Raw genomic sequence first — 16,386 nt, forward strand, 5'->3', positions numbered from 1 at the left:
CATCTAGAGATAAACCTCTTTCCACAAGGTATTCCAAAAAGAGAGGTGACACATAATGGGCGTTATCGCATATAACGAAGAAGATGTAAAGTTATTAGCTAGACTTATGCGTGCTGAAGCTGAAGGAGAAGGACAACAGGGGATGTTAATGGTTGGGAATGTTGGGGTAAATCGTGTCCGCGGAAATTGTTTAGATTTTAAAAAAATACGTAATTTGCGGCAAATGGTTTATCAAAATCCTGGCGGTTTTGAGGCAACTCAAAAGGGATATTTTTATCAACGCGCAAGAGAACAAGATATCGCATTAGCAAGACGAACAATTCAAGGACAACGCTTTTGGCCTGCCAACTTTGCCTTATGGTTTTTTAGACCGGAAGGCCCTTGTCCACCAACTTGGTATAACCAGCAAAACTCTGGTCGCTTCAAAAAGCACTGCTTCTTCCAGCCAAATGCTGGGGATTGCCCTAGCATATATTAAGGAATGAAAACAAGGAGGGATTTTTGAATGGCACAGCAACAAAATCCGTATTACGGAACAGGTTTCTATCAACCATCTGGAACTTACGTACAACCGCAACAAATGACCCCACAGCAACAGCAACAACAGCAAGCAATGCAACAACAAGCTGCGCAAGCTCAATATGCTGTTTCTCAAGGCATGTTACCTCTAGAACAGTCATATATTGAAAATATTCTTCGCTTGAACAAGGGCAAGCAAGCCACAGTTGTAATGACTTATGAGCGTGGTAGTTCACTCGGTACACAATCCTATACGGGTATTATCGAAGCGGCTGGTCGTGATCATATCGTAATTAGTGAGCCACAATCAGGGAAACGTTATTTATTATTAATGATTTACTTAGATTATGTAGAATTCCCAGAAGAAATTATATATTTACCTAGTCAACAAGCAACTTATGCTCCAAGACCATAAAAAAGCTGGCATATGCCAGCTTTTGTTCTTTATAGCCCTTTTACAACTGCAGTTCCAACTAAGATCCATGCCACGATAAACGCGACACCACCAAGAGGTGTAATTGGACCAAAAAACTTAATCCCTGTTGTGCTTAACGCATACAGACTACCTGAGAACATAATAATCCCAGCTACCATAAGCCAACCAGCAGTAGTTAAAAGTGATGATTGAATCTTATCCATCAATAATGCAACTACGAATAGCCCACCTGCATGGAACATTTGATATGTAACACCTGTTTTCCAAACTTCTAACATTTTTGCAGAAATTTTATTTTCTAAACCGTGTGCTCCAAATGCTCCTAACGCAACAGATAGCCCCGCTGCAATACAACCTAGTAAAAAGAAAATTTTCATCTTAATTCCCCTTTTTTACCTTTATCATAAGCAATTTTTACATATAAGCCAAACGATTTATCTTCTAAAAATCAAATAAAGAATTACCGTTTGCATCACTTTCTTTTATATATACTGGTTCTCCAGAAACCGGTGCGATTGGTTGCATCGTTACTGGCTGTGATCCCATTATTTGTGATTGAATTTGCGGCTCTCTATACGTAGAAGATTCAACTTGCTCATCTAATAATAAATCGCATAAAGCTCGTACAACTAATAAATGCTCTTTTGATTTTTGTCCTTCACTACTTTTTGCCTTTGCAATTTCATTCGCCATTTTATTTAAAATCTTATCGCTTGATATTTGCATTCCTTATCACCTCGTACTTTGTAGTTCTTTCTCAAATTGTCCCAGCTTCTCTACTGAACCAAATACTATTATCATATCATGTTCTTGCAACTTTTCCTGCCCCGTTGGATTATGTATAACATTCCCATTTCTTAAAATCGCTAAAATTGTTACATCAAATTGATTTCTAACATCACTCTCTAATAATGATTTATTAGCTAAAATAGAGCCCTCACCGACTGCAATTTCTTCAATTACAAATGATTGTTCCACACCATACAGTACTGTATCAATATAATGAACTGTTAGCGGATTCGCAATGCCTTTTGCAATATGAATGCCGGCCATACTAGATGGATTAATCACCTTATTTGCCCCAGCCCTCTTTAACTTGTCTTCGGTTTCTGGTTTTTCTGCTCTTGCCACAATTTTAATTGCATCGTTTAATCCTCTTGCTGTTAATGTAATAAATACATTTTCAGCATCATTTGCTACGATGGCAACTAAACCAGCTGCCTTTGAAATTCCAGCATGGTGTAACACTTTGTCTTCCGTTGCATCTCCATGTACATACAAAAGTTTTTCCTTCTCTAATATGCTTTCATCTTTATCCACGACGACAAATGGGATCTTCTTTTCTTGCAATTCATGTACAACTTGTAGCCCTACTCTACCGCAACCACATACGATAATATGATTTTGTAACTGTGCTATTTGTTTATCCATCTTCTTCCTCCGTACTGCATGAAATAAATTCCCTTCAATAATCATAGCTGCCACTACACCAATTGCATACGTAACAATACCAACGCCAACTGGTATGATAAGGAGCGCAAATACTTTTCCTGCATGTGTTACAGGAATGGCGTCTCCGTATCCAACCGTTAATACGGTAATCATCGTCATCCAAAATGCTTGAAATAAACTAATCTCTTCAATTGTCATAAATCCTAATGTTCCTAGAATTACAACAAAGGTCATACATATAACTGCTATCCATAATTGTTTACGTGCATTCATATCGTGTTTCAACTCTTTTCTCTATCTACAATCTTTGCCAGTGGAAATGAAATACGTATATACTAGATACGGAATCTATGAAAGAGGTTGATATAATGAAGACATTTCTTTCCGCCTTACAATGGGCACTATTTATTTTAGCTGGAAGCCTTATTGTACCAATTAGTGTCGCAACTAGTTATGGCCTAGATGGTGCTGAAGCTATTGCATTCGTACAGAGAACATTATTTGTTCTTGGCTTTGCTGGCTTATTGCAAGCTATATTTGGACATAAACTTCCTATTCAAGAAGGTCCTGCAGGCCTTTGGTGGGGCATTTTCTCCCTTTATGCAAGTTTAGGCGTCGTATTATTTGGATCTAGCAATGAAACGCTTAAAGTCCTTCAGTACGCTTTCCTATTAAGTGGTATCATTTGTATTATTCTTAGCGTTTTGGGACTCATCGATAAACTAGTTCGCTATTTTACACCGACAGTCATTGGAACGTATTTATTTCTTCTTGTCGCACAACTTAGCGGGGCCTTCTTAAAGGGAATGTTTGGTCTTGACGGACAACATACAGAAGTACAAGCTGACGTATTTATTCTTTCACTCATTGTTATTTTACTATCCTTTTTCATTATGAAGCTACCTATTATCGGACAATATTCTGTTCTTTTCAGTATCGTTTGCGGCTGGATATTATTCGCATGCTTCGGATTATCTAATCCAATAACACCTGTGACAGACATAATCCGTCTGCCCTCTTTATTTGTTTTCGGCATGCCTCGCATTGAATGGAACATGGCCATTACGGTCGTTTTCGTTACATTATTACTTCTAACAAATATGTTAGCAAGTATTCGTGTTGTGCAAAAGGTTGTCTCTAAATATGAAGAAAATGCTGCATCAGATCGTTTCAAACAAGCCGGCATCATAACAGGGATCAATCAATTACTAGGCGGTCTATTCTCAGCTATTGGGCCTGTCGCCATTTCTGGATCAGCAGGTTTTATTGCAACGACTAATATTTATAAGCGACTCCCATTTATGTTAGGATCAAGCTTTATTATTGTCGTTAGTATATTCCCAAAGATTACTTCATTCTTTGCAGCAATCCCAGTTGCAGTTGGTTATGCTGCTATCTATCCTGTATTTGCAAGTATGATTGGTCTAGCTTTCCGTGAATACGACACAGTACAAAATAAAGAACGATTATTTAAAGTAGCGGGTCTTTCCATCTTTACAGGAGTCGGGGTTATGTTTGTCCCAGCAGGAGCATTTTCTACGCTCCCACCATTTCTAGCATCATTTTTAAGTAACGGCCTCGTTCTTGGATCTGTAATGGCAATTCTGCTCGAAATACTATTTTCTCGTTCTACAGAGAAACAACTATCGTAAATTGGAAAACTTCCATTATTGCACTCTACCTGTAGAGTTGTTACGATAAATTATCATGGGCAATACACCCATGATAATTTATCCACTTCTTTCCTAAGAAGTTCGATGTCTTACTATTATTCCTTAACATCTTCATTAACATGTAATTTAAATAAAGAAGGGAACTTTCAATATGACTTATAAAATGATTGTTTTAGATTTAGATGATACGTTATTACGTGATGACCATACTATTTCACCTCGCACGAAAGAAGCTCTAATGACTGCGCAAGAGCAAGGAGTAAAAGTTGTACTTGCTTCTGGACGTCCAACATTTGGTATGCGCAATGTAGCGAAAGAACTTCGTTTAGAAGAATACGGAAGCTTCATTCTATCTTTTAATGGCGCAAAAATTATTAACTGTAAAACAAACGAAGAAATCTTTAGTAGTACGCTATCTCCTGAAATCGTTCACAACTTATTTGAAATTAGTAAAACTGAAGATGTATGGATTCATACTTATATTGGTGATGATATCGTAACAGAAGAAAATAATCCTTATACTGAAATTGAAGGCGATATTACTGGTATGCCAATTGTTGTAGTAGATGACTTTAAAGCTGCTGTTAAAGAGCCTGTAGTAAAGGTATTAATGAATAAAGAAGCTGAACGCCTTGTTGAAGTAGAAAAGAAACTACAAAAACAACTAGAAGGACAATTAAGCGTTATGCGTTCTAAACCATTCTTCTTAGAATTTACTGAAGCTGGTGTTACAAAAGGAACGAGCTTAAACCAATTAATCCAAAAGCTTGGCATTAAGCGTGAAGAAGTTATCGCAATGGGCGATAGCTATAACGATCAGGCGATGATTGAATTTGCTGGTCTTGGTGTTGCAATGGGCAATGCACCTGATGATATTAAGGAAATTGCAAACTATGTAACAGATACAAATATGAACGATGGCGTTGCAAAAGTTGTAGAGAAGTTCGTACTAAAAAGAGAAGCGCTTGTTTAATATTTCCACCCATAAAACCTATTTGAAGTCAAATACTTCAAATAGGTTTTTATTTAAATTACCATGCTTTTGTGACTATATTTTGAACTTTGTACTATTCTCGTAGTGTAAACTTTCTTTTTGTATATAATGAAACAAAATAGACTATTTTATTTTGAAAAAGAATACAAATTTACTATAAACAAGCATATGTTAAAGGAGGCTACTTCATGTTATCTACACCAATCGGACGATTAAGAGCAATCGGCTTAATTGAGGGGATTTCTTTCCTATTACTATTATTTGTAGCAATGCCATTAAAATATTTCGCAGGATTTGCAACAGCTGTTAAAATTACAGGCATGGCTCACGGCGTTCTATTTATTCTATTCATCTTCGCAGTAATTCAAGTAACAATCGTACACCGTAAGTCAATTGCATGGGCACTTGGGGCATTCGTTTCATCAGTTATCCCATTTGGTACGTTTGTACTGGATGCAAAATTAAAGAACGAGCAACAATAATAAAAAGGTAGTTAACGACTGTTAACTACCTTTTCTATTTATAAATTTGGAATTTCCCAATCAATTTCTCTTTCGCCCATATTAGCTAAAATCGTATTTACTTTAGAATACGGCTTACTACCAAAGAAACCACGTCTTGCTGATAGTGGGCTTGGATGTACAGATTCGATAATGTGGTGCTTCGTATTTGTAATTAATTTTTTCTTCGCCTGTGCATGGCGTCCCCACAATATGAAAATAACTGGCTTTTCACGTTCATTTAATAGCTCAATTACGCGATCTGTGAAATGCTCCCATCCTTTTCCCTTATGAGAATTTGCTTCACCTTGTCGAACTGTTAATACAGTATTTAATAATAAAACGCCTTGCTCTGCCCACTTTACTAAATAACCGTTATTTGGAATATCATACCCATATTCATCTCGAAGTTCTTTATACATATTTAACAATGACGGTGGCGTTTTAATACCAGGTTGCACAGAAAAGCTTAAACCATGCGCTTGATTTGGTCCATGATATGGATCTTGTCCTAAAATAACGACCTTTGTATTTTCATAACTTGTATACTCTAGAGCGTTAAAAATATCTTCTTTCTTTGGGTAAACAACATGTGTACTGTACTCTTCTTTCAAAAAATCAGCTAGCTTACGATAATATTCTTTCTCAAATTCTGGTGCCAATAATGGCCCCCAATCATTTTTTAAAACATTTTCCATGCTTTCACTTCCCGTCTAATTAATTCACCATATCCTGTTTTGTAAATACTACAAATGAAATGATAAGGGAAACAACTGCCCAAACCGTTAAATTCATTAAAGAAAACTCCATCGATAAACCTTGTAATGCAGGTAGTTTTCCTGATAGATAATCTGTTAACGATAAATTCACACTAAAAATATATTTCGCACCTTCCCAAGATGTTGCGAACGAGCTTAAAATACCGCCTGCAATTAATGCAGCTAGCATAACGCCCATACCAGCTGGTGTATTACGAATTAAAACAGAGACCATAAATGATATAGTTCCGACAACGATAGCAACAAACCAAGCTAATCCATACGCCATCAAGATATATTGCCATTGCGGAATAAGATGTACAAAATTCGTATTTAACGTTTCCTTATCAATAACAAATCCTGTTAACACAGGTAAATTCCATCCCGAGTATCCAAATACAAGCCCTGATAATACGTAAGCAAACACACCTACAAGAAGCAGTATAAGTGAAATGAAAAATAACATCGTCACGTACTTACTAAGGAGTATTTTCCAGCGCCGAATTGGCCGAGTAAGTAACATCTTCATCGTTCCATCACTTCGTTCTCCTGAAACAATATCAATGGCGACAATCATGACGAGAAGCGGAATAAATAATGTAATTCCTTGCTCAATAAACGCCCTTACAAAAGTTGGTGCGCCCGGTGCCATTGGATTAATATCATGATCTAAATAATATTGTTGCTGCTCTACTCTTACCTTTAACCAATCACGCCATTCTTCTGGCAATCTAGAGTTGTTCAAACGGTTTTGAGAATCAACAATTTGTTGCTGCAGCGAAACTTTCCAATCCGTTGTACCTAGCCTTTTTTGTGTCGTTTCTATTTCACGATACTGCGCATACACGAAGAGCGGGATTAAGATTGCTAAAATAAGCATGACAACAAAAATACGCTTCTTACGATAAATCTTCTCCGATTCGTTTAAAACTAGATTCGCAAATTCACGCATGCTGCTCACCCCTTGTGAGTTCAATAAATAAATCTTCTAGCGTAAACACAAGCTCTTTAACACTATGTACATCTATCCCGTTTTCTACAAAGGTTTTATTCCAATTACTTATAGATGAAATATGCATCCGGCATAGTAATCGATTACCTTCTATACTCACTTCTCTTACTTCCTTAGCATCTTCTAGCATATCCTTTGCCTTAGAAATTGGTGTAACAATCCATTCTACGCGATCACTTGCTGTTTTAATTAACTCTTCAACCTTGGCAACTGTTATCATTTTTCCTTTATGAATAATGGCCACACGATCGCATATCATTTGTACTTCGCTTAGCAAATGACTTGAAATAAACACGCTCATATTTTCTTCTTTGACAAGCTTATGTATAAATTCCCTAAGCTCTCTAATCCCTGCTGGATCTAAACCATTTGTTGGTTCATCTAATATGAGTAGTTTTGGATTTCCAAGAAGCGCTTGCGCAATTCCAAGTCGTTGTTTCATACCGAGTGAGTATGTTTTTACCTTTTCATGAATTCTTTCATCTAAATGAACCATGTGAGCAATTTCAATAATACGTTCATCTGATATACCACCTAACATACGAGCAAATTGTTTTAAATTTTCCCATCCCGTTAAATATGTATACAACTCTGGGTTTTCAACGATACTCCCAATTTGACGCATCGCTTCTCTAAAATTTTCCTTAATCGAATAACCACCGATAGAAATCGTACCTTCTGTCGCCTTAATCAATCCGACTAACATTCGAATGGTAGTCGTCTTTCCAGCGCCATTCGGTCCTAAGAACCCGAACACTTCTCCTTGCTTTACATCAAAGGAAATATTCTCTACAAGAGTCTTCTTTCCAATTACCTTCTTCAAGTCTCGTACGGAAAGTATCGTCGTCATTTTACCCCTCCTTGTTCTAGCTTTAATTTACTTACAACATTTTGAACTAATCGGTCCGCCATATATGTATACCCTACTTCATTCGGATGGAAATGATCGGAGTATAATAAATCTTTCCCACGGTTTTGGAATAAATCAAATGTCGGTGTAATATACACATTTTTATTATTTATCGCTAACTTTTCTAAAGATGCATTCCAATCTACAACAATGTTTGAAGACCCTTTTAAATCTTCTACATCTTCAAAAGGATTGTATAAACCAAGCCAAAAAATCGGACTATCTGTATTTAATTTACGAATTTCTTCTATAATTTTCTTTGCTTCATTTTGAAACGTTTCTGTGTCAGGACGATACGTCTCTAAATCTATTTTCCCAAGCGATTCCCAACCGGGAAATAGATCATTCCCTCCAATCGTTAAAACGATTACATCTGCTTGCTTAATTGAATATTGAGCGCCACTACTCTCAATTTGTTTTAATAAGTCAGGCATTTTCGCACCACTAACCGCTAAGTTAGTTAAGGCCACCTTTTGCTTATAATCTTTTTGTAAATCTTCTTTCATCCGTCCAATATAGCCAATTCCTTCTTTATCACCAACACCACGTGTTAATGAATCACCTAAACTAACGATTTGTAACGTTCCTGTTTTCTTTTTCTCTTTTGCCACTACATCGGTCTTTTTAATTAAATTTGAAGCTTTCGGATTTAATACATCATTTACACCTGAAACAAAGCCGTATGCAAATAAACAGAAAGATGCAATTGTAATGAGTAGAATTACTTTTACTACTTTTGATCTCATATCAAAACCCCTTTTAGCCCTCATAGATTGTCCATAATTATACCAAACGCAATTTTGAAAAGCGATTTTCATACCTTATCTATTATGTTGTTTCCCTTTGTACGAATTCTGGCAATAACTCTACGTGCTTTATATCTATTTGCTCATCATTAATCTTTTCATATAATAATTCAAATGCCTTCACGCCAACATTTTTACTAGAATATGAAATCGTCGTAATGCCTAAAATGTCTGCTACGTCTTGATCATCACAACCGATAATCGTAACATCTTCTGGAATACGAATTCTTTGTTTTTTCGCCTCCGTTACCATTCCCGCTGCAATATGGTTACAAGATACAAGAAACGCAGTTGGCTTCACTGACATACAGGCCCATTCCCTAATTACATTACGCCCGTCTTCCACTGTAAAACAGCCTTTAAACTTCCAGGTCTCTAACGGTGTTACAGCAATCTGTTGAAATGAATCTTCATATGCTTGTTTTCTTCTCTGGCTATTAATGCTATTACTTCTTCCAATGCAATACCCAATACGTGTATGACCGGCATCTATTAAGTTTTTCATCCCTTGTGAAAATACTTTATAGTAATCAACATGTACACTTGAAATGTATTTTGAATCTATTTCCTCACACATAACAATTGGACCAAATTTCGTATATTCTTCAAGCTTTTCCTTACTATTTGCCCGCGAACATATAATAACCCCATCAAGCTTTTTCATTTTTAACATATTCAAAATTTCTAATTCTCTTTCCTCACTATAATTCGTCTGACAAAGCATCATATTATAACTGTTCTTTGCTGTTTCCTTCGATATGCCTTCAATAATAGCGCTATAATATTGATCATTAACGTGCGGTAATAAAACGCCAATTACATTCGTTTTTCCTTTCACTAAATGAATTGCATTCACATTTTGCGTATAATTTAATTCCTCTATAATTGCTAAAATTTCCTTTCGTTTCTGTTCATTCACATAAGGATGATTATTTAGTACACGTGAAACAGTTGAAACAGATACCCCAGCAAGTTCAGCAATCTTTCTTATATTCGTCATCTCATTTTCCCCTTCCCCGCAAAAATTCTCCCTTGACCTGGTAAGCTTTCCACAATATATCCTTTCCTAGCAAATACATTTTGAAAGGATATACAACTATGTTTCGACTCAAATTAGAACATATATTTTTCATTAGCGGTCTACTTATTCTCGCCATCGGCATTAATATGATGACGACAATTACTTCCTTTGGACTTAGCCCTTATGATTCCTTCTTTATTGCACTATATCAAAATTTCGGGATAAGTATCGGTTTTTGGATTTTCATGATTAACTTTGCTTTTACCCTTATCGTACTCTTTTGGAATAAAAAACAAATTACGATCGGTACAATTGTAACAATGGTTCTTATTTCTCTTTTTGTTGATTGGATCGGTTCCATTACAACTATTATGGACGCTATCCGTTCTCTTCCAAAATATATAACACTTATTTGCGGAAATCTATTCGTTGGAGCTGGAATTGGTCTTTACGTCTCTACAAATCTTTGCGCAGCACCTCAAGAAGCTTTCGTTTTAACAGTTGCTGAGAAAAAGAAATGGACATTTAGAAGAACGGAAATTTCGTTAGCATTCTTATTTTTAACATTAAGCTTCTTATTAGATGGACCTATCTATTTTGGGACAATCATTTTATCCTTTACAACAGGCTGGATTATACAAGCATTTATTCAAGTTGGTACGAAGATTTTAAATAGAAAAGAGCCTATTAAGCAAGCTGCTTAATAGGCTCTTTCTGTTTTATGATACGAGATGCTACTTCGCATCTCCTTCAATTCGATAGTTTGCTTTCAAACAATCTATTTCTTCATACCCTTGCAACGTATGTAGAATATAATCATAATCAGCAAGAGAAGCACGATGCGTTACAATTACAATTTCAGCTTTTCCTTTCTCTTCAAGTGGCATTTGAATAATTTTTTCAAAGCTAACGCCACGCTCAGAGAATAACGAAGTAATTTTTGCAAATACACCAATTTCATCTTTCACATGAAGTCTTAAAAATTTCTTCACAACAATTTCGTCTGGCTCTTTTAATACTTTTTGATATTGCGGGACTACAGCACTATTTCCTGTTACCCCTAATCTAATATTTTGCATTACAGCTACTAAATCAGAAACAACAGCTGTTGCTGTCGGTAAACTCCCTGCACCTGGTCCATAAAACATCGTTTCTCCAACTGCTTCACCATACACATATACAGCGTTATATTCGTTTTGCACGGCCGCAAGAGGATGTGTATTTGGTAGTAATGTCGGTTCAACTGTAACCTCTAATTTTTCACCATCTCGCTTCGCAAGACCGATTAATTTAATCGTGTACCCTAAACTCTTACTGTATTCAATATCTTCCTCTGTAATAGAAGTAATCCCTTTTACCTTCACATCTCCAAGCTCTACATTTGTAGAGAAACCAAGAGTAGCCAAAATCGTCATTTTTCTTGCTGCATCTAAACCTTCTACATCTGATGTTGGATCTGCTTCTGCAAATCCAAGTTGCTGGGCTTCTTTTAACACGTCGTTATATGCTCTCCCTTCATCTGACATTTTCGTCAAAATAAAATTTGTCGTTCCATTTACAATTCCCATTACTTTCGTAATAAGATCTGAAGAAAGTCCTTCTACGATACTTCTTAAAATCGGAATTCCTCCGGCTACACTTGCTTCATAAAACAAATCTGCTTTATTATCTTTTGCTACCGCTAATAGTTCCGCCCCATGTAACGCCATTAAATCTTTATTAGCAGTCACAACATGCTTCCCGCTTTGTAAAGCTTGTAAAATATATGATTTTGCATCATCAATGCCACCCATTACTTCGATGACAACGTCAATATTTGGATTATCTAAAATTTCATGTGCATCTTGTGTTAATAGAGTAGAAGGTACCTCTACTTCTCTCTCTTTTTCAATATTTTGTACTAGTACTTTCGTTACTTTCACAGGACAACCTACTTGGTGTATAAGCCGCTCTTGATGATCTGTAATGATACGAACTACACCGCTACCAACTGTCCCAAGACCTAATAAGCCAACTTGAATTTCTTTCATAATACTGTCCACCCCTCAAAAATTGTGTTTAGATGAAATTATATGAGTAAAAAATCTGAAAAACAATGTTTTTCGAACATTCGGAAAAATATAAGTTAATCTTTACAAAGAAAACGTTGCCACGTGCGACACAATCTTTTTTTATAATACATAAGGGGTTTCTTGATACACGTAATAATTCAGCCAATTAGAGAATAATAGATTCCCATGGCTCCTCCACCGTACAAGCGGCTTCTCATTTGGATTATTATGTTTAAAATAGTTTTTCGGCACATCAATATTTAACCCTTTGTCACGATCTCGTTCGTATTCTTGCTTTAACGTATCACAACTATATTCACTATGACCGAGCGCAAACACTTGTCTTCCTTCTTGCCCAATAACAAGATGAACGCCCGCTTCCTCAGAGTTGGCTAATAACGTTAACTCCTTCACTTCTCTAATGTCACTCTCTCGTACTTCCGTATGACGAGAATGCGGGGCAAAAAATAACTCATCAAACCCTTGTAACAATTTCACATGTTGCTCACGAACTTCATGTTCAAATACACCAAACATTTTTTCCTTAAGAGGATACTTTTGAACGCCATAATGATGATACAAACCAGCCTGTGCCCCCCAGCAAATATGAAGCGTAGATGTTACATTCGTTTTTGAATACTCCATAATACGTTTAAGCTCTTCCCAATAATCTACCTCTTCAAAAGAAAGGGTTTCAACTGGTGCTCCTGTAATAATGAGTCCATCAAATTTCTCATTCTCAATATCACGGAATGTTTTATAGAAACTCATTAAATGTTCCTGTGCGACATTACGAGACAAATGCGATTCCATATGAAGTAAATGAACATCTAATTGCAACGGTGTATTTCCAATTAAACGAAGTAATTGCGCTTCTGTTTCTTGCTTTGTAGGCATTAAATTTAATATAGCAATTTTCAATGCCCGGATATCTTGTGTTTCTGCTCGCTCTTTTGTCATTACAAAAATATTTTCCTCCTGCAACACTTTGCGAGCTGGCAAATCTTTATCAATTATGATCGGCATGTTGTTTGCCTCCGACTAGCGCTGCTTCTAAATCTGCAATAATATCCGAAACATCTTCTATACCAACTGATAAACGAATTAAATCTGATGTGACGCCAGCTAAGCGCTGATCTTCGGCACTTAATTGTCTATGCGTTGTACTAGCAGGATGTATAACGCAAGTTCGCGCATCAGCCACATGCGTTACGAGAGTTGCTAGTTTTACATTTGCGATAAATTCTTTTGCTGCTTCTAATCCTCCCTTAATGCCGAATGTTAAAACACCACTAGCACCTTTTTTCAAATACTTTTGTGCTAACGAGTAATTTTCATTACTATTTAATCCCGGATAGTTCACCCATTCAATACGTTCATGATCAGCAAGCCATTTAGCAACTGCAAGAGCATTTTCACTATGACGCTCCATTCGTAAATGCAATGTTTCTAAGCCGATATTGCTAATATACGCATTAAATGGGCTCATACAATTTCCGTAGTCTCTTAATAATTGAACACGTGCCTTCACAATATAAGCTGCTGCACCAAAATTTTGAACGTAACTTACGCCGTGATAACTTGGATCCGGTTCAACTAGTTCAGGATATTTCCCGTTTGTCCAATCGAAGTTCCCTCCGTCAATTACAATGCCACCTAACGAACTTGCATGCCCATCAATATATTTCGTCGTAGAATGAACGATAATATTTGCTCCATGTTCAAATGCTTGGCATAAATAAGGAGTTGCTAATGTATTATCCACGATAAAAGGTACTTCCAACTCTTTCGCTGCATCTGAAAGTTCTTTGAAATTTAAAACATTCATCGCCGGATTTCCTAGCGATTCTGCATAAACGAGTTTCGTCTTATCATTAGCAAGGGCCACAATTTCATCAGCAGTTAAATTCGGATTAAAGAATGTAACATCGATACCAAGTTTACGCAAACTCACTCCAAATAAATTAAACGTCCCGCCATAAACTGTGGAAGAACAAAGCAAGTGGTCTCCGCTACTACAAATATTTAAAACAGCAAGCATAATAGCAGCTTGCCCAGAAGCCGTTGCAACAGCTCCTACGCCACCCTCTAAATCTGCTAGCTTTTGCTCAAATGCAGCTAAAGTAGGATTTCCAATACGCGTGTAGATATATCCTTCTGCCTCTAAATTAAATAATGCTGCTAAATCATCCGAAGTATCATATTTATAAGTTGTACTTTGATAAAGCGGTAAAACACGCGGTTCTCCATTCTTTGGCGTATAGCCACCTTGCACACAAATCGTTCCTTTCCCCCATGATTCTCCCATTTCTCATTCTCCTTTCTTTTATACAAAATAAAAAACTGCCCCTTTCCTGAAAACAAGAAAGGAGCAGTTTGAAAACACGCTCTAAAGGCTCTTTCTTATCTTTCAGGATTACTACCTGCAGGATTTGGCACAATTCCGTTATACGGCTGTTGCCAAGGTTTCATCGGGCCTGTCCCTCCACCTTTTCTTGATAAGACTATGCAATTACCGTTGATTTTATAGCAATAATTTCCTAATGTCAATTAGTTTTTCTGAATGTTCTAAATTAAATACAAAGAACTTAATGTACATAACAAAAGAAATATATTCTATATCCATTTGAAAAAGACCTTTTAAAACCTCCGCTTAATTTACTATTACCAATGCTTGGGGCAGCTACTATCGGAAATGCATTTCCACTTCCAAAACATAACGAAACTACAAATTAAAAAAATAGGCAATGTGGACAAAAGTTCCACTGCCTATTCTCATTACACATGTTGCTTCAATAATGCATATAACTCCTCAAAATTATGCACTTCATATGTCGGTATAATCCCACTATCATTTAATTTCCTTTCTGGATTAAACCAACAAGTATCAATTCCCGCTACATATCCACCTTTCATATCAGCGCTTAACGAATCCCCAATAATGAGCCCTTCTTCAGGCACAAAGTTAGGAATCCTTTCAAAAACATAATCAAAATACTCTTTCATCGGCTTTTGATAACCTGTATCTTCAGAAACGAAAATATCTTGAAACAAGGCATGTAACCCTGCATTACGTAATCGTTTATCTTGCGTCTTAGAAATACCGTTTGTCACTATATATAAATCGTACTCACTTTGAATTTGATTTATAAATTGTAAAGCACCTTCCATGAGCTGATTTCCTTCTTCTAAGTAACTGCGATAATTATTTTCGAATAATATCCCATCTACTTCTTCCCCGTATTCTTTAAACAAAATTGAAAATCGTGTATTTACAACTTCATCACGATTTATTTCACCTTCTTCAAAAGCAGTCCAAAGACTTTTATTAATTTTTTTATATTGCGCTTCAATCTCGCTAGTTAGAGACATCCCTTTCTCTTCAAAAAGCATACGTAATGCCGATTTTTCTGCCTTTTGAAAATCCAACAATGTATCATCTACATCGAATAATAATGTTTTATATTTTTTCATAAGCCCTTCACACTCTCTTTTCTACAAAAACAAATTTACGTAAATCGTATCATTCTTTCTTGTAAAAATAATAGGAGATATCTCATACTAAACATGAGGTGAAAACATGAAAGTCAGCAGAAATAGCGAAGAAATCTCTCATTACATACAAACTTACAATTTCCATACTCTTTTTTCTTTTGATATCTTACCGTATGCTGAACTACATTCCTTTCAGAAGAGAGAAAAGATATGTAATGAAGGGGTCGATGTTCCTTATCTTTATTACTTAATTTCTGGGAAAGCAAAAATATATATGAGTCACAAAAACGGAAAGGTCTCCTTGATTAACTTTATTCAGGCACCTTCGTTCATTGGGGAATTAGGATTAATTGGCGTAGAATCTGTTACGAAAACGGTGGAAGTAATTGAAGATTGTATATGCTTAGCGCTTCCTCTTAAAGATTGTCAGCATCTTTTGTTACAAGATGCTACCTTTCTACAGAAACTATGCAAATTTATCGGTGAGAAAACCATTACCCGAACAGAAAGTTATGCTAAAAATAATAGTTATCCGTTCGAAAATCGATTAGCGGCGTTTATTCTATTAACAGAACAAAATAACAGTTATATAGAAAAACATACTGAGGTTTCGGAATACTTAAATGTTAGCTACCGTCACCTTTTATATGTATTAAACCAATTTTGCCAACAAAATTACTTAAAGAAAGATGGAAGAACCTATTACATACAAGATCGAATTCAGTTAGAAAAACTAGCTGACGAACTTAAAATATAAAA

The 16,386-nt window shown here is 36.1% G+C and carries 19 protein-coding genes and 1 riboswitch; of the genes, 7 read left to right on the plus strand and 12 right to left on the minus strand.

Annotated features, from left to right (window positions below; all coding sequences use genetic code 11):
- Positions 1–55: 55 nt before the first annotated feature.
- Together cwlJ and gerQ are read left to right on the plus strand one after the other, a co-directional pair.
- Positions 56–478: a cell wall hydrolase CwlJ gene (gene cwlJ, locus RCJ96_RS20390; RefSeq protein WP_000538159.1), complete on the plus strand. Its 423-nt coding sequence runs from the start codon at positions 56–58 to the stop codon at positions 476–478.
- Positions 479–505: 27 nt separating this feature from the next.
- Entirely contained in the window at positions 506–934 is a 429-nt protein-coding gene (gerQ, locus tag RCJ96_RS20395) for a spore coat protein GerQ (protein WP_074608049.1), read from the plus strand.
- A gap of 29 nt (positions 935–963) precedes the next feature.
- On the opposite strand, the gene RCJ96_RS20400 is transcribed toward gerQ, so the two are convergent.
- The 3 genes from RCJ96_RS20400 to RCJ96_RS20410 form a co-directional block, all read right to left on the minus strand.
- A complete protein-coding gene (locus RCJ96_RS20400; RefSeq protein ID WP_000688311.1) occupies positions 964–1,332 on the minus strand; it encodes a DUF423 domain-containing protein in 369 nt (122 codons plus the stop codon).
- A 64-nt stretch (positions 1,333–1,396) separates the two neighbouring features.
- A complete protein-coding gene (locus RCJ96_RS20405; RefSeq protein WP_446699838.1) occupies positions 1,397–1,681 on the minus strand; it encodes a YwdI family protein in 285 nt (94 codons plus the stop codon).
- 6 nt (positions 1,682–1,687) lie between these two features.
- Positions 1,688–2,680 carry a potassium channel family protein gene (locus RCJ96_RS20410; protein WP_139302789.1) on the minus strand — a complete coding sequence of 331 codons (993 nt, stop codon included), beginning with the start codon at positions 2,678–2,680 and terminating at the stop codon, positions 1,688–1,690.
- A 95-nt stretch (positions 2,681–2,775) separates the two neighbouring features.
- Between RCJ96_RS20410 and RCJ96_RS20415 the strand changes: the two genes are divergently transcribed.
- The 3 genes from RCJ96_RS20415 (at position 2,776) to RCJ96_RS20425 (ending at position 5,556) form a co-directional block, all read left to right on the plus strand.
- Positions 2,776–4,059: a purine/pyrimidine permease gene (locus tag RCJ96_RS20415; RefSeq protein WP_001985179.1), complete on the plus strand. Its 1,284-nt coding sequence runs from the start codon at positions 2,776–2,778 to the stop codon at positions 4,057–4,059.
- Positions 4,060–4,231: 172 nt separating this feature from the next.
- Positions 4,232–5,053 carry a Cof-type HAD-IIB family hydrolase gene (locus RCJ96_RS20420; RefSeq protein WP_071730699.1) on the plus strand — a complete coding sequence of 274 codons (822 nt, stop codon included), beginning with the start codon at positions 4,232–4,234 and terminating at the stop codon, positions 5,051–5,053.
- Positions 5,054–5,262: 209 nt separating this feature from the next.
- Complete coding sequence (locus RCJ96_RS20425) at positions 5,263–5,556, plus strand: DUF3817 domain-containing protein (protein WP_000953389.1); 294 nt, start codon at positions 5,263–5,265, stop codon at positions 5,554–5,556.
- A gap of 38 nt (positions 5,557–5,594) precedes the next feature.
- On the opposite strand, the gene RCJ96_RS20430 is transcribed toward RCJ96_RS20425, so the two are convergent.
- The 5 genes from RCJ96_RS20430 to RCJ96_RS20450 are packed head-to-tail and all read right to left on the minus strand — an operon-like array spanning position 5,595 to position 10,060.
- Complete coding sequence (locus RCJ96_RS20430) at positions 5,595–6,272, minus strand: uracil-DNA glycosylase (protein WP_000432535.1); 678 nt, start codon at positions 6,270–6,272, stop codon at positions 5,595–5,597.
- Between the two features lie 19 nt (positions 6,273–6,291).
- Positions 6,292–7,284, minus strand: coding sequence for an ABC transporter permease subunit (locus tag RCJ96_RS20435; protein ID WP_001206495.1), 993 nt, complete (start codon positions 7,282–7,284; stop codon positions 6,292–6,294).
- Positions 7,277–8,194 (minus strand): ABC transporter ATP-binding protein, encoded by a 918-nt coding sequence (locus RCJ96_RS20440; RefSeq protein WP_416503994.1) that lies wholly within the window; start codon positions 8,192–8,194, stop codon positions 7,277–7,279. The genes RCJ96_RS20435 and RCJ96_RS20440 overlap by 8 nt, the downstream gene beginning before the upstream one ends.
- Entirely contained in the window at positions 8,191–9,072 is an 882-nt protein-coding gene (locus tag RCJ96_RS20445; RefSeq protein ID WP_139302786.1) for an SGNH/GDSL hydrolase family protein, read from the minus strand. Before RCJ96_RS20445 ends, RCJ96_RS20440 begins: the two co-directional genes overlap by 4 nt.
- 10 nt (positions 9,073–9,082) lie before the next feature.
- Positions 9,083–10,060 (minus strand): LacI family DNA-binding transcriptional regulator, encoded by a 978-nt coding sequence (locus RCJ96_RS20450; protein ID WP_074608037.1) that lies wholly within the window; start codon positions 10,058–10,060, stop codon positions 9,083–9,085.
- A 98-nt stretch (positions 10,061–10,158) separates the two neighbouring features.
- Between RCJ96_RS20450 and RCJ96_RS20455 the strand changes: the two genes are divergently transcribed.
- On the plus strand, positions 10,159–10,785 hold the full coding sequence (locus tag RCJ96_RS20455; protein ID WP_074608035.1) for a YczE/YyaS/YitT family protein: 627 nt from the start codon (positions 10,159–10,161) through the stop codon (positions 10,783–10,785).
- 30 nt (positions 10,786–10,815) lie between these two features.
- Here the strand turns inward: RCJ96_RS20455 and RCJ96_RS20460 are convergent, their stop codons facing one another.
- From RCJ96_RS20460 to RCJ96_RS20475, 4 genes are all read right to left on the minus strand, one after another.
- A complete protein-coding gene (locus RCJ96_RS20460; RefSeq protein ID WP_071730711.1) occupies positions 10,816–12,111 on the minus strand; it encodes a homoserine dehydrogenase in 1,296 nt (431 codons plus the stop codon).
- A gap of 141 nt (positions 12,112–12,252) precedes the next feature.
- Positions 12,253–13,158 (minus strand): homoserine O-acetyltransferase MetA, encoded by a 906-nt coding sequence (metA, locus tag RCJ96_RS20465; protein WP_416503992.1) that lies wholly within the window; start codon positions 13,156–13,158, stop codon positions 12,253–12,255.
- Positions 13,142–14,440 carry a bifunctional O-acetylhomoserine aminocarboxypropyltransferase/cysteine synthase gene (locus RCJ96_RS20470; protein ID WP_000504756.1) on the minus strand — a complete coding sequence of 433 codons (1,299 nt, stop codon included), beginning with the start codon at positions 14,438–14,440 and terminating at the stop codon, positions 13,142–13,144. Before RCJ96_RS20470 ends, metA begins: the two co-directional genes overlap by 17 nt.
- 92 nt (positions 14,441–14,532) lie before the next feature.
- A riboswitch (SAM riboswitch) is annotated at positions 14,533–14,637 on the minus strand.
- Positions 14,638–14,910: 273 nt separating this feature from the next.
- Positions 14,911–15,606 (minus strand): YjjG family noncanonical pyrimidine nucleotidase, encoded by a 696-nt coding sequence (locus RCJ96_RS20475; protein WP_000760172.1) that lies wholly within the window; start codon positions 15,604–15,606, stop codon positions 14,911–14,913.
- A 106-nt stretch (positions 15,607–15,712) separates the two neighbouring features.
- Here RCJ96_RS20475 and RCJ96_RS20480 point away from each other — a divergent pair, with 106 nt between their 5' ends.
- Positions 15,713–16,384, plus strand: coding sequence for a transcriptional regulator YeiL (locus RCJ96_RS20480; RefSeq protein ID WP_074608032.1), 672 nt, complete (start codon positions 15,713–15,715; stop codon positions 16,382–16,384).
- The last annotated feature ends 2 nt before the right edge of the window (positions 16,385–16,386 follow it).

This window comes from Bacillus sp. BSL6 (assembly GCF_052928345.1).